This is a genomic window from Micromonospora profundi (assembly GCF_011927785.1).
Lineage (GTDB): Bacteria > Actinomycetota > Actinomycetes > Mycobacteriales > Micromonosporaceae > Micromonospora > Micromonospora profundi.
On record NZ_JAATJK010000001.1, the window covers coordinates 5,536,021 to 5,558,079 of the forward strand.

Genomic DNA, 22,059 nt, shown 5'->3' on the forward strand with positions numbered 1-22,059 from the left:
GGGTCATCGATCACCTGTCACGTATAGGGATTGTCATGCCACGAACCGCAGGCCGAGGGCGTCTTCTTACCCAACCCGTCGCCATCGGCACAGATCTGCAGGCTCAGGATGTCGAAGCCGGTCGAGAAGGGACCGGTGCTGCGCGTCTTCGTCGTGCCGCACCCGAGGTCGTTCAACAGGCCGTGGTACGAGGTGAAAATCCCTTCCACTTTTCGCAACCCCACGTCACCCCAGGCGGAGGCGGCGTTGCATTTGGTATCGGCCACGGTGAAGGTGAGCGACACCATCTGCTTACCATGGAAAGTCCAGACGACTTTCACGTTGGCCCCGCCGTCGTGGCTGACCCAACTGGTGCCGGCCTGCGCAGGCGTGATCAGCGCGACCAGCAGGCTGAGTGCACCAGCGGCGACCACCACGAGCCGCCTCAATAACGTTTGCGACCTTCTCCCGGATAACCTTTCGGACGCACCCTGACTGACCGACATCGCATTTCCTCCTGCTCGGCTGGGCAGCTACCTGCCGTAGCCGCCCCCTGCCGAACAGCATGGCGACGCAGCCTTTCCAAAAGTTTTCCATCCGCATGCCAGTTCTAATGACGATCATGGATGCGGCTTTCCCAGGCCGCAATGACCATCACCTCGGGTGTGGTGACCCGGCTGCCCACTGCCGGGGCGCCCTACTGGAAGCGCCGGTACAGAGCGTGCTCTCACTTGCTCGGAGCCAGCATTACTCGACGAAGGATTTCATCGACGACGCTCGCGAGAGGTGCGGTGGCGTCGAGCACGACGCCATTCCTCGGCACGTCTTCCTTCGTTCGATGCAATCGCACGATGAGTGCGCGTTCCGCCGGTCTTCCGCCCCACTCCTCTTCCGGCCGCCCGTCAAGCCGCCGATTCAATGTGTCCAGGTCGACGTCGAGGACGAAGACGCCGTCGAACAGGTCGATGAACTTCGGGAAGTTCCGTGAACCACCGCAGAAGAAGGTCACCGGCTCGTCATGCTTGTCGACCAGGGCTCTCACGTCGTACACCCGCCAGATGTGATTCTCGTGCCCGAGACCATCCAACGGCTCACCGGTTTCCGGGTCGCCTTGATAAGCCAGTTCCCGGTCACCGTTGATGGCATGATAGCCGCGTCGCCGCAATTCTTTGCATACTGAAGTCTTGCCGGTGCAGGAAACTCCTTCAATCAGATAGTTTCGCACGCCCATCGCGGGATGGTAACAGCTGCCACCGCGACGGCTGCTCGATCATTTCGTTACGCCCGCAGGACCTGACTGGTCACGGCCTTCGTAGGCGCGGCGGGAGCCGCAGACGTCCGCGCGGGAGCACATGGAGCGCGAGCCGTCGGCGTCCAGGCGAACGTTCACCGCGTCTCTCGGGACGCTGTGGCCGACCACGCGGCCCTCCCCTTCCGGGGTGGTGACGCGGGCGCCGATCGCCGGGGCGGACTCCTGAAATCTGGAGTACAAAGGGTGCTCGTACTTGAGACAGCACATCAGCCGGCCACACGCGCCCGAGATGCGCAGCGGGTTCAGCGGCAGGTCCTGGTCCTTTGCCATCCGGATGGTCACCGGCTCGAAGTCGTTGAGGAACGTGGCGCAGCACAGATCGCGCCCACACGAGCCGATGCCGCCCTGGACGCGGGCGGAGTCCCGGGCGCTGAGTTGGCGCAGCTCGACCCGGCAGTGCAGGGTGGCGCCCAGGTCGCGGACCAGGGAGCGGAAGTCCACCCGGTGCGGGGCGGTGAAGTAGACGGTGCTGCGCTCACCACCGCCGTCGGCGGAGGCGAGCACGTGGTCGACGGCCACCACCTTCATGGGCAGGCCATGTGCCCGGATCAGCCGCTTCGCGGCCACCTTGGCCTCGGCCTTACGCCGACGCAGCGCCTCGTCCCGGCTCAGGTCGTCGTCGCCCGCCAGCCCGACCAGTCGGGGGAAGCCGTCAGTCTCCTCGGTCACCCACTGGGCGGCCCAGACGCACTCGGCCACCTCGGGCCCGTCGTCGGTGGGCACCAGCACCTTGTCGCCCACCTGTGGGCGCAGCTCGCCCGGGTCGAGGTAGTAGAGGCGCCCGTACCGGTTGAAGCTGACCGCGCAGAGCATGCCCATTGCTCCACCCTACGACGGACCATGGCCCTACCGCGCGCCGGCTGTCGCCGAACGATTACGCCGCGCTCGCATCGACGACCGCTTGTCCAGTGCGCAACGGCGGTTGCTGGTTACCAGCCGACCCTTGTGGGCTGGTCGTAGCGGGGCCGGCCGCTCACCGTCGGCCGCCAGGTGGACTCGGCAAGGCTCGGCGCCCACTGGCGCAGCAACGTCTCGACACCGTCGTACGCCACGGAGAGCACCGCCAGCACCCGCGCGGCGATCTCGGCCGCGTCGGCCACACCCGGCCCGACGGGCTCGATGCGGCGCGGTGGGCCAGCGGCGGTGGCGGCGACCACGGCGACCGCCTCGGCGGAGCGCAGCACGTCGGCCAGGGTGCGGGCCAGTGCGAGCCGGCTGCCCTCCACCCAGTCGGCGAGCGCGTCCGCGTACCCGGCCGTGGATTCCAGTCGCCCGACCAGGCTCTCCGGCCCGTCGTCGAGGTGGTGCAGCAGCGCCGCGCGTTCCTGCCCGTACGCCGTGGCTGCCGGACCCGCCCAGAGCACCGGGTCGGTGAGCGTGGCGCTGACGTCGTCGTACCCCCGGACGAGCCTGCGCACCGCGTGCCCGGCGCTGGCGAGCGGCGTGGGGTGCAGGTCGAGGAAGCCCCGGACGGCGTCGCCCGGCAGCACCTGCATCCGGCGCAGCAGCGGCCAGACCCGGTGCCCCTCGGGAACGCCTGCGGCGAGCAACGCGTCGACACGGCGCAGCAGGTCGAGGCCGGGTTCGGCGAGCCTGTCCAGCGGGTCCATCACCGCTCCCCGCTGATCCGGCGTCGGGCGGCCCTGTCGACGTCGCTGTAACGGTCGGCGGCCTCGCGGATCGCCGCTGCGGCGGAGGCCAGCCGGTGCGCCGCGGCCCGTGCCTCGCGAGCACGGTCGTCGGTGGCGGCGACCCACTGCCGGTGCAGCGCACGGCCGATTTCGCCTGGTCGGCCCGGGGCGTCCGTACCGAACGCGACCTGGGCCGGGTCGCTGGCGGTGACCCGGTGCGACAGGGTGGTGAGCGTGGCGCTCGCCTCGTCCAGCCGGGCGGAGAGCGCGCGCAGTGCCTCCATCTCAGGCCCCCGCGAGTGGTCGGTAGGCGGCGAACGTCTCGTTGTGCAGCTTCTCGCGGGCCCACTCGGCGGCGTCGGCTGCCGCGGTGACCGCTGCTTGCACGGAGCCGGCCACGTCGCGTGGACTGCGGGAGTGCAGCGGCCCGAGGAACCGGACGTCGGTGATCCGGCCGCCGGCGGTGACCACCACCTCGACGAGCCCGTCCGGCGAACGCACGGTGACCTCGACGGTCGACACCGCCTGGTCGAACTCGGCCTGGAGCGATTCGATGCGGCGGTAGCGTCGCACCGCCTCCTCGATCCAGGCTTCGTCGATCTCCCCCCGCGGCATCGGCGACTCCTCCCGGATGGCCCTCACTGAGCGTGCTGCGACCGTCACCACGGCACACCGGACCGTACCGCACAGCAATCGCACGTGTCGATGGCCTGTGGATGAACGGTCCGGCGGACGGGACCGCGGCCGATTGCTGCGGGTCAGCCCTTCCAGAGGGCGAGCATCATCGCCTCGACCGCGATCCGCGGCTTGACGTTCGCCTCGATGGCCGCCCGGCAGGCGAGCACGGCCTCCAGCCGGCGTAGCGACCCCTCGGCGTCCCACTTCTGGGCGCCCGCGCCGGCCATCGCGGCGGTGTCGGTGTGCACAGGGTCGACCGGCGCGCGCAGCGCCATGGTGAGCGCATCCCGGTAGAAGCCCGCCAGGTCGACAAGCGCCCGGTCCAGCGCGTCGCGCTGGGCCCGGGTGGCCCGCGACTTCTGCCGCTTCTCCAACTCCTTGAGCTGCCCGGCCGCGCCGCGCATCGCGCCGGCCGCGCCCCGGCCGGTGCCGCCCGCGCCGAGCGCCCGCTCAAGCGCGGTCCGCTCGGTCGTGTCGGCCTCGGACACCGACGCCTCAGCCTCGGCCTCGGCGGCCTCGATCAGCGCGGACGCCGCGTCGAACGCCGCGCCGACACCGGTCAGCCGACGCGGTACGGCGAGCACCGCCTCACGTCGCTTGCGGGCCTCCGGATCGCGGGCCAGCCGGCGGGCCCGACCCACGTGACCCTGCGCGGCGGCCGCCGCCCACCGCGCCACGTCGGGCGCCACGCCGTCCCGACGGACCAGCACCTCGGCCACCGCCGCGGCCGGCGGCTGCCGCAGGGGTACGACCCGGCAGCGCGACCGGATGGTCACCGAGACGTCGTCCGGGTGGGTGGACGGCGCGCAGAGCAGGAAGACGGTACGCGGTGGAGGCTCCTCGATCGCCTTGAGCAGCGCGTTGCCGGCGGCCTCGGTGAGCCGGTCGGCGTCGGAGATGACCACCACCTGCCAGCGCCCACCGGACGGGGTGCTGGCGGCCCGGAGCACCAGAGCGCGCATGTCGTTGACGCCGATGGAGAGCCCTTCCGGCTCCACAAGCCGGACGTCGGCGTGGGTGCCGCCCATCGTGGTGTGGCAGCCGGGGCACTCGCCACAGCCGGTGCCGTGCACGCACTGCAGAGCGGCGGCGAAGGCACGCGCGGCGACCGAGCGGCCCGAGCCGGGTGGCCCGGTGAAGATCCACGCGTGGGTCATCCCGGTGGACACATCAGGCCCACCGGGCACGGCGGCGGCCTCGGGCTCGTCGCCGCCGCTGGGGCCGGCGGGGAGCAGCGCGGGTGCACGGTCGGCCGCTGCGGCGCGCAGCACGGCTGCTGCCGCGGCGGCGGCCCGGCGCAGCTCGACCACCGCCTCGTCCTGACCGACAAGGTCGGCGAAGACGTCAGGCATCAGGTCTTGTGCTCCATCGTCACCAGCTCCGCGTCGGATAACTCGGGCTGTACCGAGGTGTCCGGGCCCTGCGCCGGGCGGGGGTGCACGATGCCGCCAGGCCTGCCGAGCATCTCCTCGACACGCCGCACCACCAGGCCGGTGATCTCATCGGCCGGGCGGGACGCGTCGAGCACCAGGTAGCGCTTCGGGTCGGCGGCGGCGAGGTCGAGGAAGGCGTAACGGACACGCTCGTGGAAGGCGATCGACTCCGCCTCCAGCCGGTCGACGTCCCCGCTGCGGGAGACCACCCGGGACAGGCCGGTGTGCGGCTCGACGTCGAGCAGCACCACCAGGTCGGGCTTGAGCCCGCCGGTGGCCCAGGAGGAGAGCCAGGAGACCTCGTCGACAGGGAGCGTGCGTCCGGCGCCCTGGTACGCGAGCGACGAGTCGACGTACCTGTCGCTGATCACCACACCGCCGCGGACCAGTGCGGGCCGGACCACAGCGGCCACATGGTGCGCCCGGTCGGCGGCGTAGAGCAGTGCCTCGGCACGCGGGGAGGGCGCATCGTCGCCTGAGGTGTCGAGCACCAGCGACCGGATCCGTTTACCGACGGTGGTCGCCCCCGGTTCGCGGGTGACAACGACGTCGTGCCCCTGGTCGCGCAGCCGCTCGGCGAGCGCGGCGAGCTGGGTGGACTTGCCGGCGCCCTCGCCGCCCTCGAACACCACGAACAGCCCGGCGGAGACGAACGGCTCGGACGGCATCAGCGGACGGCCCCGGATCGAGCCCCACAGGTCGGCGAGGACGGGGACGCCCTTCTTGTCGTCCATCTGGCCGAACGCGCTGATACCGGCGAAGATGCCGGCGGCGCCGGCGGCCAGCAGCAGCAGGCGGGTCGACGAGATGGAGATGCCCAGGTCGGCGATCTCCAGCTTGCGCGAGCCACCGACACCGGCGAGCAGGCTGCTCAGCGCGATGGCCAGGATCAGCACCAGGCGGGTGCCGATCTGCACCACGGCGAAGACCCGGCCGCGTACCTCGTCCTTGATCTCGCCGCCGAGCAGGGTGGTGCCGGCCAGGAAGGCCATGCCCGCGCCGGCGCCGACCAGCACCGCGCCGACGATCGCCATGGACAGGTGGATGGCGAAGGCGAGGGTCATCACGGCGGCGCTGGCCAGCACGATGCTCATGCCGAACCAGCGACGCCGGGACATGTCCTTGACGATCATCGGGCCGAGGCCGATGCCGAGCGCCAGGCCGACGAAGATGGCACCGAAGAGCAGCGAGAACGCGGCGTCGCCGGCACCCAGCGAACTGGCGAAGAACTTCGCCGTACCGATGACGATGCCGCCGCCGGCGAAAGCGCCGAGGATGCCGAGGACCAGCCCGCGTACCAGCGGGGTCTGGCCGATGAACTGCCAGCCCTCCTTGAACTGGCGCAGCATGCTCTGCTCTTGGCGGTCGCCCTCGGCGGTCTGCCCCTGGCTGATCTCCTTGATGCCGAACGCGACGACAAGGGCGGTGGCCAGCCGGGAGAACGAGTTGAACCACAGCGCCAACTGGGCCGGTTCGGCCCAGTTCGGGAACTCGCCTCCGGTGATGCCCCGGACGCTGCGGTCCAGTACGGCGCTGACCAGCGCGGCGAGCACCGGGGTGAGGCCGTAGGTGGTGATCAGCGTGAGCTGGTTGGCCGCTTCCAGCCGGGCGCGCGGGATCAGGTTGGGGACGGCGGCTTCCTTGGCCGGAATCCAGATCAGCGTGATCGACTCGATCAGGAAGGTGGCGATTGTCGCCCACGCGACCACCATCCCGCCGCTGGCGCCGGCCAGCGCCACCATCGGGATGGAGGCGAAGAGCACGAACCGGAGCAGGTCGCAGATGACCATCGTCCAGCGGCGGTCGAACCGGTCGGCGAGCACGCCGGCCACCGGGCCGAGCACCAGGGCCGGGAGCAGCCGGATGGCGATCACGCCACCGAACACCGCGCCCTGCGCGGTGCTGCCCTGCACCTGGGAGGCGGCGAAGACCGAGGTGGCCAGCAGGCCGAGCCAGTCACCGAAGGACGCGGCGCCGAGCACGATCCAGAGCCGCCGGAACGGCTGGATCCGCAGTACGGAGCGGATGGCCGCGTAGCCGGACGGATCTCCCTGGGCAGCACTGGTCTGGTTGGCGGCGCTGCCCGACTGGTCACCCGGGCGCGACACGCCGGGCGACTCGCCGCTGTTCTGGCTTTCGATGGCCGTACCTCCACGTGCCGGCCCATCGCTGGGCACCTCCGGTGGAACACTCTAGACCCGGTGGGGGGCCGCCCCACCGGCGACATTCTCCTGCTCGCTGAGCCTAGGCCGCCGAAGGTACCGTCCGCAGCCCAGGCGTACGCGAGGGTATTTCGCATTCACCGCCGGACAGTTAGCGTGCACACGTGGCCATCGAGAGCGACAAACTCCGCGAGCGCCTGGACCGGGCGACCGACCACCTCGACCCGCCGTACGCAGTGGTGGATCTCACCGCCTTCGACGCGAACGCGGCCGCGTTGACAGACCGCGCCGCAGGCAAACCGCTCCGGCTGGCGAGCAAGTCGGTCCGCAGCCGGGAGTTGATCAGCCGAGCGCTCGCCCGGCCCGGCTGGCGGGGCGTGATGGCGTTCACCCTCCCCGAGGCGATCTGGCTGGTCCGCGCCGGAGTCAGCGACGACGTGCTGCTCGCCTACCCGAGCGCGGACCGGGCGTCGCTCGCCGAGTTGGCCGCCGACCCGACCCTCGCCGCCGCGATCACCCTCATGATCGACAGCACCGGGCAGCTCGACCTCATCGACGCCGTCCGCGCCCCCGGTCAGCGCGCCGAGCTGCGGCTCTGCCTGGACCTGGACGCCTCCTGGCGACCGCTGCGGGGTCGGGTCCACGTCGGCGTACGCCGCTCACCGGTGCACAGCGCCCGAGCAGCCGGCGCGCTCGCCGCCACCGTCACCGGTCGGGCCGGCTTCCGGCTGGTCGGCCTGATGTCGTACGAGGCGCAGATCGCCGGCCTGGGCGACGCGCCGCCCGGGCAGACGCTGCTGGCCGGCGCGATCAGGCTGGCCCAGCGCGGGTCGTACCGCGAGTTGCTGGCCCGCCGGGGCGCGGCGGTGGCAGCGGTACGCGAACACGCCGACCTGGAGTTCGTCAACGGCGGCGGCACCGGCAGCGTGGCCGCGACAAGCGCCGATCCCGCGGTCACCGAGGTCACCGCGGGATCGGGCCTGTACGGGCCGACGCTGTTCGACGCCTACCGTGCCTGGCGCCCCACCCCGGCGGCGTTCTTCGCCTGCGCTGTGGTCCGCCGCCCGACGCCCGAGCTGGCGACAGTGCTCGGCGGCGGGTGGATCGCCTCCGGACCGGCCGCCGACAGCCGGCTCCCCCGGCCGTGGTTGCCGGCCGGCCTGAAGCTGGTCGGGACCGAGGGCGCCGGCGAGGTGCAGACCCCGCTGTCCGGTGCGGCGGCGAGCACCCTGAACATCGGCGACCGGGTGTGGTTCCGGCACGCCAAAGCCGGCGAGCTGTGCGAACGGGTGAACGAACTGCACCTGGTGGAGGGGGATGCGGTCGTGGCGACCGTTCCCACCTACCGGGGCGAGGGCCATGCCTTCCTGTGACGCGCCAGGGCAGCGCGCGGTCACGGCGGACCGGGCCGCCTCAGGCTGGCTGGGCCGCCTCGACCGGAACGGCGACGGGACGGCCGCTGTCCGGGCCGTCGACCTGGCGGTGCAGATATTCCCGGATCAGCGCCTTCGCCTCGAGCAACACCCGCTCGTCGCCGTCGGACTTCCGGCGGAACGCGAGCTTGATCAGCGCGTCGGCCGCCTCCACCGCGATCTCCAGGACGAAGCGCAGCTTCGGCACATCGGTGAGCCCGAAACGTTCGGTGAGCACCCGGGCCAACTGGTCGGCGATCACGCCGTTGTTGTCCCGCTGCTCATCGAGCAGGTGCAGGTCGACCACGTCGCCGAAGTGCAGAGTACGGAAACCGGGGACGGTGCGGTGCATCGTGATGTACTCGTCGATCCCCGCGTCGACACCGTCCCACCAGTGGGTCATCTCGTCGGATGCGAAGCGCTCGTCGAGCCGCTGAAGGTACGACTCCATCGTGCGCAGGGTCAGCGCCTGCACGATCGCCCGCTTGTCCGGAAAGAACTGGTAGACCGAACCGATCGCCACTTCGGCCCGCTCAGCGAGCAGGGTAGTGGTCAGTCCCTCGTACCCCACCTCGTCGACGAGTTCGGCGCAGGCATCCAACATGCGCTGGACCCGCGCGACACTTCGACCCTGCACCGGTACGCGGCGCAGCGGCCCGGTCGTGGCGGCTGGTGTGGACACTCGGCGCCACCCCCCTTCGACGGATGAACATATCTTCATGTCACGAGTCCGTGACTACCGGTACAACGAGCGGACCGCAATTGCGGTATTTACCAGGTACAACGTTCCTGATATGAAGTCAGTTCATATTCATGATTGAGGAGCCTGCATGGCCGGCACCGCATCGCCTCCCGCCCGTTGGTCAAACTGGGCCGGCAACCAGCGTGGCACCGCCACCGCGATCCTGCGCCCCGGCTCGCCGAGCGATGTCGCCGAAGCCGTCCGTGCCACCGCCGCCGCCGGAGGCCGGATCCGCGTCGCCGGTAGCGGCCACTCGTTCACACCCATAGCCCTGGCCGACGACCGGCGGATGGAACTGTCCGAGTTGGAGACCACAGTCAGCGTCGACGTCGAGCGGCGACTGGTCACCGTACCGGCGGGAACGACTCTGCAAGCGCTCAACGGGTTGCTCGCCCGGCACCGCCTCGCAATGCCCAACCTCGGCGACATCGACGCGCAGACGGTGGCCGGGGCGATCTCCACCGGCACCCACGGCACCGGCGCCGCATACGGCTGCCTCTCCACGTTCGTCGAGGCGCTCACCCTCGTCACCGGCACCGGCGAACTGCTGCACTGCTCCGCAGACGAGAACCCCGACATCTTCGCCGCAGCCCGGGTGTCCCTCGGCGCGCTCGGCGTCCTCGTCGACGTGACGCTGCGCTGCGTGGACGCCTTCGTCCTGCACGCCCACGAACGCCCCGCCGAACTCGCCGACGTGCTCGGCGAACTGCCGGCACTCATCGACAGGCACGACCACGTCGAGTTCTACTGGTTCCCCTACACGACCCGAGCCCAGGTCAAAGCCAACGACCGGGTACCCGCCAACGACCGTCCGCTACCCCGGTGGCGCGGCTGGCTGGACGACGACTTCCTGTCAAACACCGTCTTCGCCGGCGCCTGCCGCCTTGGCCGCGCCGTGCCCGCGCTGGCACCCGGCATCAGCGCCGTCTCCGCCCGCGCGCTCACCGAACGGCGCTACACCGACCGCTCCGACCGGGTCTTCTGCACGCCGCGCCGGGTCCGCTTCGTCGAAATGGAGTACGGCCTGCCCCGCGAGGCGCTCACCGAAGCGCTGACCGCGCTCCGGCGCATCATCGACGGCCTGCCGTTCAAGGTGCTCTTCCCCGTCGAGGTGCGGTTCACCGCCGCCGACGACATCTGGCTGTCGCACGGGTACGGCAGGGACTCCGCGTACATCGCCGTGCACCAGTACGTCGGCACACCGTACGAGCCGTACTTCCGGGCCTTCGAGAAGGTGGCCGCCGAGCTGGGCGGTCGCCCGCACTGGGGCAAGCTGCACTACCGCGACGCGGAGTCGCTGGCCGCCGCGTACCCCCGCTTCACCGACTTCCAGGCGATCCGCGACCGGCTGGACCCCGACCGTGTCTTCACAAACCCCCACCTGACCCACGTCCTCGGCGCCTAGGGTGCCCGAGATCTTGGAAGGAAGCAGCCCTTGGAGGGGCGTTTTCCTTCCAAGATCTCCAGGAAGGCGAGGCCTACTACTCGGTGCTGGTGGTGGCCTTGCGCGGGGCGGCCTTTTTGGCCGGGGTCTTCTTCGCCGCGGTGGTGGTCGCCTTGGCTGTCGTGGCCTTCTTAGCAGCTGTGGACTTGCTGGCGGCGGCCGTCTTCTTGGTGGCCGTTGCCTTCTTCGCCACTGCCTTCTTGGCCGGAGCCTTCTTGGCCGCCGCCTTCTTCTTCGGCGCCGGACCCTTCGCCCGCTTCTCGGCCAGCATCTCCGAGGCTTCCTCGATGCTCAACGCCTCCGGGGTCTGCCCACGGCGCAGCGACGCGTTGAACTCCCCGTCGGTGACGTACGGGCCGAAGCGGCCGTCCTTGATCACCAGCGGCTTCTCGGTCAGCGGGTCGACGCCCATCTCACGCAGCGGCGGCGCGGCGGCCCGCCGTCCACGGGCCTTCGGAGCCGCCAGCAGGGCCAGCGCCTCGTCCAGGCTGACCGTGAACATCTGGTCCTCGGACTCCAGCGACCGGAACTCCTCGCCCTGCTTCACGTACGGGCCGTAGCGGCCGTTGTTGGCGAACACCTCGACGCCGTCCGGCGCGACGCCCACCAGCCGGGGCAAGCTGAGCAGCTTGAGGGCCTGCTCCAGGGTGAGCGAGTCCGGAGTCTGCGAACGCAGCAGCGACGACTTCCGCTCACCACTGGACACGTACGGGCCGAAGCGGCCGGACTTGAGCACGATCGGCTCGCCGGTGGCCGGGTCGTCACCGAGCTTGCGCTCGCCGCTGCCACCGAGGAACAGCTCGTGCACCTTCTCCGGGGTCAGCTCGTCGGGAGCCAGGCCCTCGGGGATCGGCGCCCGGTCGCCCTGGGCCCCGCCCTCCTCGCCGTCACCGGAGGCGGCCGGCGTCGGCTGCTCACCGCCGGGCAGCTCCCGCTGGAGGTACGGCCCATAGCGGCCGACCCGAACCACGACCTCGCGGCCGTCGTCGTCGGTGAACAGCGGGATGGAGTTGACGCTGCGGGCGTCGATCTCGCTGAGGTTCTCGGTGACAAGCTTCTTGAGCCCACCCGAACGGGCGATGCCCTGGTCGCCGGCACCGTTTGAGCTGCCGAAGTAGAACGCGGTGAGGAAGTCGACAGCGGCGTGATCCCCGCCGGCGATCTCGTCCAGCTCGTTCTCCATCGTGGCCGTGAAGTCGTAGTCGATGAGGCGGGGGTAGTGCCGCTCCATCAGCCCGATCACGGCGAACGCCAGGAAGGTGGGGATCATCGCCTGGCCGCGCTTGGTGACGTACCCCCGGTCCTGGATCGTCTGCATGATCGACGCATAGGTGGACGGGCGGCCGATGCCCAGCTCTTCCAGGGCCTTGACCAGCGACGCCTCGGTGTAGCGCGACGGCGGCTGGGTGTGGTGACCCTGCGCCGCAAGCTCGTCGGCGGTCAGCGGCTGGTCCTTGACCAGGGTCGGCAGCCGGCGCTCGGCGTCCTCGGCCTCGGCGTTCTCGTCATCGGAGGACTCGACGTACGCGCGCAGGAAGCCCGGATCGGTGATGGTCTTGCCGGTGGCGCCGAAGTCCGCCTCTTCCTGGGAGGTGGAGACCGCGCGGATGCGCACCGAGACGCTGGAGCCGACCGCGTCGGTCATCTGCGAGGCGATGGTGCGCCGCCAGATCAGCTCGTAGAGCTTGAACTCCTCGGCGGACAACTCCTTGGCCACCTCGCCCGGGGTGCGGAAGTTGTCCCCCGCCGGGCGGATCGCCTCGTGCGCCTCCTGCGCGTTCTTCACCTTGCCGGTGTATCGGCGCGGCTCCGGCGGCACGCTGCGCTCGCCGTACAGCTCGACGATCTGCCGGCGGGCCGCCGAGATGGCGGTCTCCGACAGGTTCACCGAGTCGGTACGCATATAGGTGATGTAGCCGTTCTCGTAGAGCCGCTGCGCGGTGCGCATCGTCTGCTGCGAGGACAGTCGCAGCTTGCGGGCCGCCTCCTGCTGAAGCGTGGAGGTGATGAACGGCGCGTACGGGCGACGGCGGTAGGGCTTCTCCTCGACGCGGGTGACAGTGAACGGCCGCCCCTCCAGCCGGGCGGCGAGCCCCCGGGCGCCGCCCTCGTCGAGGTGCACAACGCCGGCGCCGGGCTTAACCTTGCCGGTGGTCGGCTCGAAGTCCTTACCCGTGGCGATCCGGTCACCGTTGAGCGCGACGAGGGTGGCGTTGAAGGTGCGCGGCCCCTCACCGGCGTTCGCCACGGCGAGGGTGGCCAGGATGTCCCAGTATTCGGCGGTGCGGAACGCCATCCGCTGCCGCTCCCGCTCGACCACGATGCGGGTCGCCACGGACTGCACACGGCCCGCCGAGAGCTTCGGCATGACCTTCTTCCACAGCACCGGGGAGACCTCGTAGCCGTAGAGCCGGTCGAGGATCCGCCGCGCCTCCTGGGCGTCGACAAGGTCGCGGTCGATCTCCCGGGGGTTGGCCACCGCCGCCTGGATCGCCGGCTTGGTGATCTCGTGGAAGACCATCCGCTTGACCGGCACCTTGGGCTTGAGCGTCTCGACGAGGTGCCAGGCGATCGCCTCGCCCTCGCGGTCCTCATCCGTGGCCAGGAAGATCTCGTCGACCTCCTTGGCCAGCTTCATCAGCTTGCTGATCTGCTGCTTGCGGTCGGCGGAGACGACGTAGAGCGCGTGGAAGCCGTTGTCGACGTCCACCCCGAGGCGGGCCCACGGCTCACCCTTGTACTTGGCCGGCACGTCGGCGGCGTTGCGCGGCAGGTCGCGGACGTGACCGAAGCTGGCCTCCACGACGTACCCCGGGCCGAGGTAGCCCGAGATCGTCTTGGCCTTCGCCGGTGACTCGACGATGACCAGACGGGTGGTTCCAGCTTTGCTCGGCACGTCTCTGTCGACCTCACTCCTGCTCGTGGCCTGCCGGTGCCCGAGAAGCGACCGTTCTCGACCCCGCCGTGGCACCGGCGGTCCGGATGTCCAACGTAACGCGCCGCCCACGTTTCAGGTTTCGCGGGCGGCAAACCGCTCGGGCGCGGCGGTGAAGTCCCGCCCCACCGCGCTCAGCACTGCCGGACGGCGCCACCGTACACCGTGAGTAGGGCTCGAAGCGGGTCACTGTGACGATGGCGGGCCCTCAACAACCCGCCCCCGCTGAAATCCAACCCCCCGCTGTCCAACACCAGACAGACGCGAATCCACGCCCCCGCCTCGTCGATCATGGACTTGTGGTGGGCGTTTTCACCCCGGAAGAGAAGTACGTCCACCACCACAACTCCATGATCGACCGGGGCGGGGGCGGGGGCGGGGCGGGGCGGGCGGGCGGGGCGGGAAACTACGGGCGGGTTGGCCAGAGTTTGGGGGGTGCTGCGGCTGGGGGGTCGCCTACTAACTCGGCCAGGCGTGTCAACCTGCGCCGGCCGGTTATCCGGTAGGCCGGGCCGCCTTCGGCGGGGGCGAGCAGCGTCGCGGACAGGCCTGCGGCGGCGAGCGCCGCGCCGAGCGCGTCCCAGGAATCCGGGTCGCCCTCGCCGAGCCCCAGCAGGAAACCGCCGGGCGGCTCCGGCGTACCGGCTGCGGCGACCCAGAGCCGCAACCGCCGGCCGGTGAGGTGCAGGACCGCCGGTGGGCGCTTGACAGCACCGTGCAGCCAGGCGGCCGCGAGCGGCTTCAACACCCGGGTGTACGACGTACGGACCGTGTGTTTGCCGTCCTCGGTCGGCTCCCAGCTCGCGGCGAGACCCCGCAGTGCCAGTTCGGCGACGAGCACGTGCACCCGCCAGGCAGCGTCCACCCGCACCGAGAGTCGCGCCGTGCCGCCCATCCGGACGACTTCGCCCGGCCCGGCGAGCAGCCCGGCCAAATCGGCGACCGTCGGCTCGGCGGCCTCCGCGCCGAAGAAGACAAGTTGCCGCCCGGCGTCCTCGTCCTCGGGAGTGCCGGAGTGAGCCGACCCAGGGCGGACGGAGCCGCTGCGCCGCCGACCCCTGCCAGCAGCGCCGGCCAGGGCGTCGGCAGCGACAGCGCCGGCGCTGGACTCCGCCGGGACAGAAGCTGGCGGATCGGGTGCGGGAAACAGGGCCGGGACCGGCGGCTGCGCCGCCCCGGTGTCACCGAGCCCGCTCAGCGACACTCCGGCACCTCGTCGAAGGCTTGTTTCAGCTCCTCGGAGTTGAGCTGGCTGGTGTCCAGCGCGCTGGCGTCGTACTCCTTGTTGAGCGTCTCCACGGCGGCCCGGACGCCGCCGTAGAAGACAGTGGGCTCGCCGGTGCCCAGGCCGTCGATGGTGTCCCGTGCGCGACCGTAGGCGTCGCGCATCTTGCCCAGGGAAGCGCGGAACCCGGCGGCGATGGCCTCGCCGTTGTCCGTCTCGGGCACCCCGGCCTGCTCCACCTTGCGTCGCGCGGTCTCGCTTGCCTGCTCCGCGCCGCCGAAGAGCCGCACCAGGTTCTCCTTGGCCTGCGCGGGGGTGGTCTGCGCGGTCATCTGCTGGTCGGCGCTGCTCGTCAGCTTGCTGATCTCGGAGCGCCACGGGGTGAGCGCGCCGCAGACCGAAGCCGCCCACGCCCGTGGGCTGGGGCCGCCGCCGCAGCCGGCCAGGATGGCGAGCGTGGCCAGGACCACCGTGAGCTTTCCAACGGTGGACGTCCGGCACGTACGCATGCGTTGCAGCGTACGGCCTTTGGCCAGGTGTGGCACCGGTCGGTTGGATGGGACCGGACGGCAGCGGTCCCCGGTCGGCTGGTGCGCCGACCGGGGACCGGGTACCGCTGTTTCGATCAGGCGTTCACCGTCTCCGGCCGGTGGTCGGTGCTGCCCGCACCGGTGTTGCCGCCGCCCTCGGACTCGTCCATGGCGATGCCCTTGCGCTTGCTGAACACCACGGACGCCACGATGATCGCCGTCGCGACCAGCGCGATGGTCACCCGCAGCCCGACGTTGCGGTCGTCGCCGACGCTCCAGGCCACCACGGCGGGCGCGATCAGCAGCGAGACCAGGTTCATCACCTTGATCAGCGGGTTGATCGCCGGGCCGGCGGTGTCCTTGAACGGGTCACCGACGGTGTCACCGATGACCGTGGCGGCGTGCGCCTCGGAGCCCTTGCCGCCGTACGCGCCGTCCTCGACCAGCTTCTTGGCGTTGTCCCAAGCGCCACCGGAGTTGGCAAGGAAGACAGCCATCAGGGTGCCGGCGCCGATCGCCCCGGCCAGGTACGCGGCGAGCGCGCCGGGCCCGAGACCGAAACCGACAGCGATCGGCGCCAGGATGGCGAGCAGGCCGGGGGTCACCAGCTCGCGCTGCGCGTCCCGGGTGCAGATGTCGACGACCTTGCCGTACTCCGGGCGCTGGGTGCGGTCCATGATGCCGGGCAGTTCACGGAACTGCCGGCGGACCTCCATCACCACGGCACCGGCCGAGCGGGACACCGCGTTGATGGCCAGGCCGGAGAAGAGGAACACGACAGCCGCACCGATGATCAGGCCGACCAGGTTGCGCGGGTTCGCCACGTTCAGCGAGTTGAGGATCTCGCCGCCGACGTCGCCAACGCCGGCGTCCGCGTACGCGGTGCGCAGCGAGTCGGTGTACGAGCCGAACAGCGCGGTCGCCGCGAGCACCGCGGTGGCGATCGCGATGCCCTTGGTGATCGCCTTGGTGGTGTTGCCGACCGCGTCCAGCTCGGTGAGCGTCCGTGCGCCGTGCTCGTCGATGTCACCGGACATCTCGGCGATGCCCTGGGCGTTGTCGGAGATCGGCCCGAAGGTGTCCATCGCCACGATCACGCCGACGGTGGTGAGCAGGCCGGTGCCGGCCAGCGCGACAGCGAACAGCGACAGCGTGATGGAGCTGCCGCCGAGCAGGAACGCGCCGAAGACACCGGCGCCGATGAGCAGCGCCGAGTAGACCGCCGACTCCAGGCCGATGCTGATGCCGGCCAGGATGACGGTGGCCGCACCGGTCTGCGAGCTCTTGCCGATGTCCTGCACCGGACGGCGGTTGGTCTCGGTGAAGTAGCCGGTCAGCGCCTGGATCGCACCGGCCAGCACGATGCCGATCACCACCGCGCCGATGGCCACCAGCCGCGGGTTGCCCGTCGCGTCGGTAAGCCCGCTGCTGAACTCGCCGAAGGTCGCCGGCAGGTACGCGTACGCGGCGATCGCCACAAGCACTGCGGAGAGCACTGCGGAGATGTAGAAGGCCCGGTTGATCGCGGTCAGGGCGTTGCGGTCGGACGCGCGCAGCCGGGTGATGAAGACCCCGAAGATCGCGACCAGCACACCGATGGTGGAGATGATCAGCGGGAAGACCAGGCCCTCCTCGCCGAACGCGGCACGACCGAGGATCAGCGCGGCGACGAGCGTCACGGCGTACGACTCGAAGAGGTCGGCGGCCATGCCGGCGCAGTCGCCGACGTTGTCGCCCACGTTGTCGGCGATGGTGGCGGCGTTGCGGGGGTCGTCCTCGGGGATGCCCTGCTCGACCTTGCCGACGAGGTCGGCGCCGACGTCGGCGGCCTTTGTGAAGATGCCGCCGCCGACCCGCATGAACATCGCGAGCAGCGCGGCGCCGAAGCCGAAGCCCTCCAGCACGGTCGGCGCGTCACCCCGGTAGACCAGGACGACGAGCGCGGCACCGAAGAGGCCCAGGCCGACGGTGAGGAAGCCGACCACGCCACCGGTCCGGAAGGCGATCTTCATGGCGGCCTCACGGCCGCCTTCGCGCTCACGGGCGGCGGCGGCCACGCGCAGGTTCGCGCGGGTGGCCAGCCACATGCCGGCGCCGCCGATGGACGCGCTGAACAGGGCGCCCACCACGAAGAAGAGCGAGCGGCCGATCTTCACGGCCGTCTCGCTGCCGTCGGTGTTGTGCACCGGCAGCAGGAAGAGCAGCACCACTGCGATGACGACGAAGATCGCCAGGGTGCGGAACTGACGGAGCAGGTAGGCCGAGGCGCCCTCCTGGACCGCCTCCGAGATCTCCTGCATGTTGGTGGTGCCCTTGCCGGCTGCCAGCACCGCCTTCGTCAGGGCGGCGGCAAAGGCGAGCGCTACCAGCGCAACGACCGCGGCGATGACGACGTATGTGACATTGCTTCCGGTAAGGGAAAGCCCGCCGCCCTCGGCGGCCAAGGTCTCGGACATCTGTGTCCTCCTGTTACCGAACACTCGCGCCGGTGGGTGGAGACGCACCGACCGGCGCCTGAATGCGGACTTGCAAGCGCGCCAACCCACCCCAGCGGACCAGCGATGACCACCCATAACCGCTGGGTGCGGGACGGGTCACTTGCTGACAACCCGGGTACTGTAGCCCTCCGCAGTGTTGGAGGTCACACGCAGGTGCCACCGTGTCTCGATGATCTTCGTCGCTGTGTTATGAAACAAAATCTGATATAGGGCATGTTCCATGCCAGAAGGCCGCATCCCACCAGGGGATGCGGCCTTCTGATCGGTAGGTGTCAGCGGCTGACCGGCCACACCATCCGGACCTCGGTGCCGATGCCCTCGTCGACAGGGCGCACCTGGAGGTCCTCGACGAAGCCGGCGAGCAGCGCGAAGCCGACGCCAGTGGTCAACGCCTCATCGGTGAGCGACTCGTTGGCCAGTTCGTCCGGCGGAAGCGCCGCCAACCCGATACCTGCCTCGATGGGCGCCCGGTCCACGACACGCACCGCGTACGTGCCGCCGTCGGACATCTCGACCAGCACCGGATCGGCAAGGCCGTACTGCCGGTGCAGGGCCACCGCCCGCGTGCACGCCTCGCCGATGGCCAGGCGCACCTCGTCCAGCAGGTCCTCACGGACGCCCGCGCGCCGGGCGACGGCGACGCCGACCAGTCGGGCGGTACGCACGTGCACCGGAGCCGGAGAGAAGGAGAGCCGGACCGTCGCCATCACGCGTTGATGCCGGTCGGACCCGCGTCGACCGCCGCCTCGACAGTGGGGTGCAGCGGGAACACCTGGTCCAGTGCGGTGATCCGGAAGATCTTGAGCAGCGGCTCCTTGTCGCAGACCAGCGCGAACGAGCCACCTGCCGTACGCAGCCGCTTGTGCGCGCCCACCAGCACGCCCAGCCCGGTGGAGTCGAGGAAGTCCACCCGACCGAGGTCCACCACCACGTGCCGGGCGCCGCCGTCGATCAGTTCGAGGAGCCGTTCACGGAGCCGGGGCGCGGTGTAGACGTCGACCTCACCGCCGACCTCAAGCACCGTGTGCTCGCCCACGGTGCGCGTCGCCAACGACAGCTCCATCGGTCCTCCTCGCCAGAGCCGTAAACTCTCCTGGGCATCTAACCACTACCGCCGGGGCATCCTTGCGGCCACCGGCGGAGGCTTTCCCTTACCCCGGGGCTCGACTTTTCATCTCCGAACACCAGTGCGAGAGTGCAGGACGTGACTTCCGACGACTTCGGCTCCGCGCGCCTGTCGCCGCGCGACGACCTGAAGCTGTCGCCCGTCGACCTCCTGCGCCGGCTGCGCTCCCGGGGTGCCGGCGACCCGGTCACCCACGTCGAGCGGGTGCCGGCCCGCGCCGGGGTGCCCGCACCGTGGCCGCCGTGGGCACCGACGGAGCTGCGCGCGGCGTTCGCCCGGCGGGGCGTGGCCGCGCCGTGGCAGCACCAGGCCGAGGCGGCCACCCTGGCGTACGAGGGTGGGCACGTCGTCGTCGCCACCGGCACCGCGTCCGGCAAGTCGCTGGCGTACCAGCTCCCGGCGCTTGCCACACTGCTCAGCGACCCCCGGGCCACAGTGCTCTACCTGGCGCCGACCAAGGCGCTCGCCGCCGACCAGTTGCGGGCCGTCGCCGAGTTGGAGCTTGAGGGGGTACGCCCCGCCTGCTACGACGGGGACACTCCGCGCGCCGAGCGGGAGTGGATCCGCAGGCACTCCCGCTTCGTGCTCACCAACCCCGACATGCTGCACCACGGCATCCTGCCCGGGCACGCCCAGTGGTCCGGCTTCCTGCGCCGCCTGGCGTACGTGGTGGTCGACGAGTGCCACACCTACCGGGGGGTGTTCGGCTCGCACGTGGCGCACGTACTGCGCAGGTTGCGCCGGCAGTGTGCGCGCTTCGGGGCGACCCCTGTGTTCGTCCTCGCCTCGGCGACCTCCGGCGACCCGGCGACAGCCGCCGGTCGGCTGACCGGCCTGCCCGTGACAGCCGTCACCGAGGATGCGTCACCGCGGGGCGGGGTGACCTTCGCCCTCTGGGAACCGCCGTTGCTCCCACCCGAGTCGGGCTCCTCCTCCCCGGTGCCCCCGCAGGCGACGGGCGACCATGACGACCTCCACCAGGTCCGCCGGTCGGCGCTGCGCGAGACCGCGGACCTGCTCGCCGACACGGTCGCCGAGGGGGTACGCACGCTCGCCTTCGTCCGGTCCCGCAAGGGCGCGGAGGTGGTGGCGGCGAACGCGCGACGGGCGTTGGACGACGCTGTCCCCGGGCTCGGCGACCGGGTGGCCGCCTACCGGGGCGGCTACCTGCGCGAGGAACGACGCGAGCTGGAGCGGGCGCTGCTGCACGGTGACCTGCTGGGCCTCGCCTCCACCAACGCCCTGGAACTGGGCGTGGACCTTGTCGGCCTGGACGCCGTGCTGATCTGCGGTTACCCGGGCACCCGGGCCTCCCTGTGGCAGCAGGCCGGCCGGGCCGGGCGCTCCGGGCAGGAGGCCCTCGCCGTGCTTGTGGCCCGGGACGACCCGCTGGACACCTACCTCGTGCACCACCCGGAGGCGATCTTCGGGGCACCGGTGGAGGCAACGGTGCTCGACCCGGCCAACCCGTACGTGCTGGCCCCGCAGTTGGCCTGCGCCGCGGTCGAGGCGCCGCTCACACCGGCCGACCTGACGCTCTTCGGCGACGGGGCGAAGGAAGCGGTCGACGAGCTGGTGGCGGCCGGGGCGCTGCGGCAACGACCGACCGGCTGGTACTGGCGGCACCGCGAACGCCCCGAGGTGGACCTGCGCGGTCAGGGCGGCACCCCGGTCTGCGTGGTGGAGTCGGCCACCGGCCGGCTGCTCGGCACCGTCGACGGCGGCTCCTCACACTTCCTGCTCCACCCCGGCGCCGTCTACCTGCACCAGGGCATCTCGTACGTCGTCGACGATCTCGACCTGGTCGACGGTTGCGCGCTCGTGCACGCCGAGGAACCGGACTGGTCCACCCACGCCCGCGACGTCACCGACCTGTCAGTGGTGTCCGTGCGCTCCTACGTGGACGCCGGGCCGGTCGGGATGTTCCTCGGCGAGGTGGACGTGACCAGCCAGGTGGTGTCCTACCAGCGGCGCAGGATCGCCACCGGCGAGGTGATCGACACCCGGCCCCTGGACCTGCCCACCCGGGAGCTGCGTACCGTGGCGGTCTGGTTCACGCTCTCCCCGCAGTCGCTGACCTCAGCCGGAGTGCAGACCCCTGACGTGCCCGGTGCGCTGCACGCCGCCGAACACGCCGCGATCGGTTTACTTCCCCTGATGGCCACCTGCGACAGGTGGGACATCGGCGGGCTCTCCACCGCGCTGCACCCGGACACCGAGGCGCCGACCGTCTTCGTCTACGACGGGCACCCCGGCGGGGCGGGCTTCGCCGAGCGGGCGTACGGGACGGCGTCGGCGTGGCTACGGGCAACCCGGGACGCCATCGCGGAGTGCGGCTGCGAGACCGGATGCCCGTCCTGTGTGCAGTCGCCGAAGTGCGGCAACGGCAACAATCCGCTCTCCAAGCCGGACGCCATCCGGGTGCTCGACGTGGTGCTGGCGAACCTGCCCGCCTGAGTGCCTGCGGAGCCGGACAATCCGGCCATGATCGACTCGAGTTCATTGACTTCGGGGTATCCCGGCGCCGTGGACACCCCGGCATCAATGATGTCGAGTCGATCATCGCTCTGAACGGGCCGGTCTGCGCCGCGGTCTTGCATGAACCCACCGGACGCTGGGCACAATAACTTGGGAGCGCTTCCATCGATGTCTATTTCGTTGTCGCCCCGTGCCTGAGGAGGAGTTGTGGCCGACACCATCGCCGAGACCGTCGACCTGCTCTACACCATCGACCAGGAACAACTCACCCTCGACCAGCAGATCGCGCTCGGGTCCGCGCTGGCCGCCCTGGCCCAGGCGGAACGACTGGAGCAGATCAACGAACGGCTGCGCAACATTCACCAGGTGCTCAACACCTGGGCGCTGCGCGTCACCGTCGACGGCCGCTGACCTCCAAGCGACGGTCCGACCGAACGGGGCGGTCCGACCGAACGGGGCGGTCCGACCGAACGG

General features: G+C 70.8%; 19 protein-coding genes. 4 read left to right on the forward strand and 15 right to left on the reverse strand.

From position 1 onward, the window contains the following. Positions 1-17: 17 nt before the first annotated feature. The 8 genes from F4558_RS24570 to tmk form a co-directional block, all read right to left on the reverse strand. Positions 18-485, reverse strand: a complete 468-nt coding sequence (locus F4558_RS24570) for a hypothetical protein (protein WP_209273383.1) — start codon at positions 483-485, stop codon at positions 18-20. Between the two features lie 221 nt (positions 486-706). Then, complete coding sequence (locus tag F4558_RS24575) at positions 707-1,210, reverse strand: AAA family ATPase (protein ID WP_053658743.1); 504 nt, start codon at positions 1,208-1,210, stop codon at positions 707-709. 39 nt (positions 1,211-1,249) lie between these two features. Continuing rightward, positions 1,250-2,110 carry a PSP1 domain-containing protein gene (locus F4558_RS24580; RefSeq protein ID WP_053658741.1) on the reverse strand — a complete coding sequence of 287 codons (861 nt, stop codon included), beginning with the start codon at positions 2,108-2,110 and terminating at the stop codon, positions 1,250-1,252. A gap of 110 nt (positions 2,111-2,220) precedes the next feature. Further along, the gene (locus F4558_RS24585; RefSeq protein ID WP_053659407.1) at positions 2,221-2,901 is read right to left on the reverse strand and encodes a hypothetical protein; all 681 of its coding nucleotides are present in this window, start codon (positions 2,899-2,901) and stop codon (positions 2,221-2,223) included. Beyond that, the gene (locus F4558_RS24590; protein WP_053658739.1) at positions 2,901-3,206 is read right to left on the reverse strand and encodes a hypothetical protein; all 306 of its coding nucleotides are present in this window, start codon (positions 3,204-3,206) and stop codon (positions 2,901-2,903) included. Before F4558_RS24590 ends, F4558_RS24585 begins: the two co-directional genes overlap by 1 nt. A gap of 1 nt (position 3,207) precedes the next feature. Beyond that, on the reverse strand, positions 3,208-3,537 hold the full coding sequence (locus F4558_RS24595) for a YbaB/EbfC family nucleoid-associated protein (protein WP_053659404.1): 330 nt from the start codon (positions 3,535-3,537) through the stop codon (positions 3,208-3,210). Between the two features lie 143 nt (positions 3,538-3,680). Next, positions 3,681-4,952 (reverse strand): DNA polymerase III subunit delta', encoded by a 1,272-nt coding sequence (locus tag F4558_RS24600; RefSeq protein ID WP_053658737.1) that lies wholly within the window; start codon positions 4,950-4,952, stop codon positions 3,681-3,683. After that, positions 4,952-7,015: a dTMP kinase gene (tmk, locus tag F4558_RS24605; protein ID WP_053659402.1), complete on the reverse strand. Its 2,064-nt coding sequence runs from the start codon at positions 7,013-7,015 to the stop codon at positions 4,952-4,954. The genes F4558_RS24600 and tmk overlap by 1 nt, the downstream gene beginning before the upstream one ends. Before the next feature lie 344 nt (positions 7,016-7,359). Here tmk and F4558_RS24610 point away from each other — a divergent pair, with 344 nt between their 5' ends. After that, entirely contained in the window at positions 7,360-8,568 is a 1,209-nt protein-coding gene (locus F4558_RS24610; RefSeq protein ID WP_053658736.1) for an amino acid deaminase/aldolase, read from the forward strand. Between the two features lie 40 nt (positions 8,569-8,608). On the opposite strand, the gene F4558_RS24615 is transcribed toward F4558_RS24610, so the two are convergent. Beyond that, positions 8,609-9,211 carry a TetR/AcrR family transcriptional regulator gene (locus tag F4558_RS24615; RefSeq protein ID WP_167947635.1) on the reverse strand — a complete coding sequence of 201 codons (603 nt, stop codon included), beginning with the start codon at positions 9,209-9,211 and terminating at the stop codon, positions 8,609-8,611. 226 nt (positions 9,212-9,437) lie between these two features. Between F4558_RS24615 and F4558_RS24620 the strand changes: the two genes are divergently transcribed. Further along, entirely contained in the window at positions 9,438-10,754 is a 1,317-nt protein-coding gene (locus F4558_RS24620) for a D-arabinono-1,4-lactone oxidase (RefSeq protein ID WP_167946120.1), read from the forward strand. Positions 10,755-10,830: 76 nt separating this feature from the next. On the opposite strand, the gene topA is transcribed toward F4558_RS24620, so the two are convergent. The 6 genes from topA to F4558_RS24650 form a co-directional block, all read right to left on the reverse strand. Then, on the reverse strand, positions 10,831-13,689 hold the full coding sequence (gene topA, locus F4558_RS24625; RefSeq protein WP_167946122.1) for a type I DNA topoisomerase: 2,859 nt from the start codon (positions 13,687-13,689) through the stop codon (positions 10,831-10,833). Positions 13,690-14,134: 445 nt separating this feature from the next. After that, the gene (locus F4558_RS24630; RefSeq protein WP_167946124.1) at positions 14,135-14,932 is read right to left on the reverse strand and encodes a hypothetical protein; all 798 of its coding nucleotides are present in this window, start codon (positions 14,930-14,932) and stop codon (positions 14,135-14,137) included. After that, positions 14,923-15,462 (reverse strand): hypothetical protein, encoded by a 540-nt coding sequence (locus tag F4558_RS24635; protein ID WP_053652288.1) that lies wholly within the window; start codon positions 15,460-15,462, stop codon positions 14,923-14,925. Before F4558_RS24635 ends, F4558_RS24630 begins: the two co-directional genes overlap by 10 nt. Before the next feature lie 116 nt (positions 15,463-15,578). Next, on the reverse strand, positions 15,579-17,939 hold the full coding sequence (locus F4558_RS24640) for a sodium-translocating pyrophosphatase (RefSeq protein WP_053652287.1): 2,361 nt from the start codon (positions 17,937-17,939) through the stop codon (positions 15,579-15,581). Between the two features lie 314 nt (positions 17,940-18,253). Further along, positions 18,254-18,691: an ATP-binding protein gene (locus F4558_RS24645; RefSeq protein WP_053652286.1), complete on the reverse strand. Its 438-nt coding sequence runs from the start codon at positions 18,689-18,691 to the stop codon at positions 18,254-18,256. Next, positions 18,688-19,044 carry an STAS domain-containing protein gene (locus F4558_RS24650; RefSeq protein ID WP_053652285.1) on the reverse strand — a complete coding sequence of 119 codons (357 nt, stop codon included), beginning with the start codon at positions 19,042-19,044 and terminating at the stop codon, positions 18,688-18,690. The genes F4558_RS24645 and F4558_RS24650 overlap by 4 nt, the downstream gene beginning before the upstream one ends. A gap of 141 nt (positions 19,045-19,185) precedes the next feature. Here F4558_RS24650 and F4558_RS24655 point away from each other — a divergent pair, with 141 nt between their 5' ends. Both F4558_RS24655 and F4558_RS24660 read left to right on the forward strand, forming a co-directional pair. Next, positions 19,186-21,564, forward strand: a complete 2,379-nt coding sequence (locus F4558_RS24655) for a DNA 3'-5' helicase SftH (RefSeq protein WP_167946126.1) — start codon at positions 19,186-19,188, stop codon at positions 21,562-21,564. Positions 21,565-21,792: 228 nt separating this feature from the next. Next, on the forward strand, positions 21,793-21,996 hold the full coding sequence (locus tag F4558_RS24660) for a hypothetical protein (RefSeq protein WP_053652284.1): 204 nt from the start codon (positions 21,793-21,795) through the stop codon (positions 21,994-21,996). Positions 21,997-22,059: the final 63 nt, after the last annotated feature.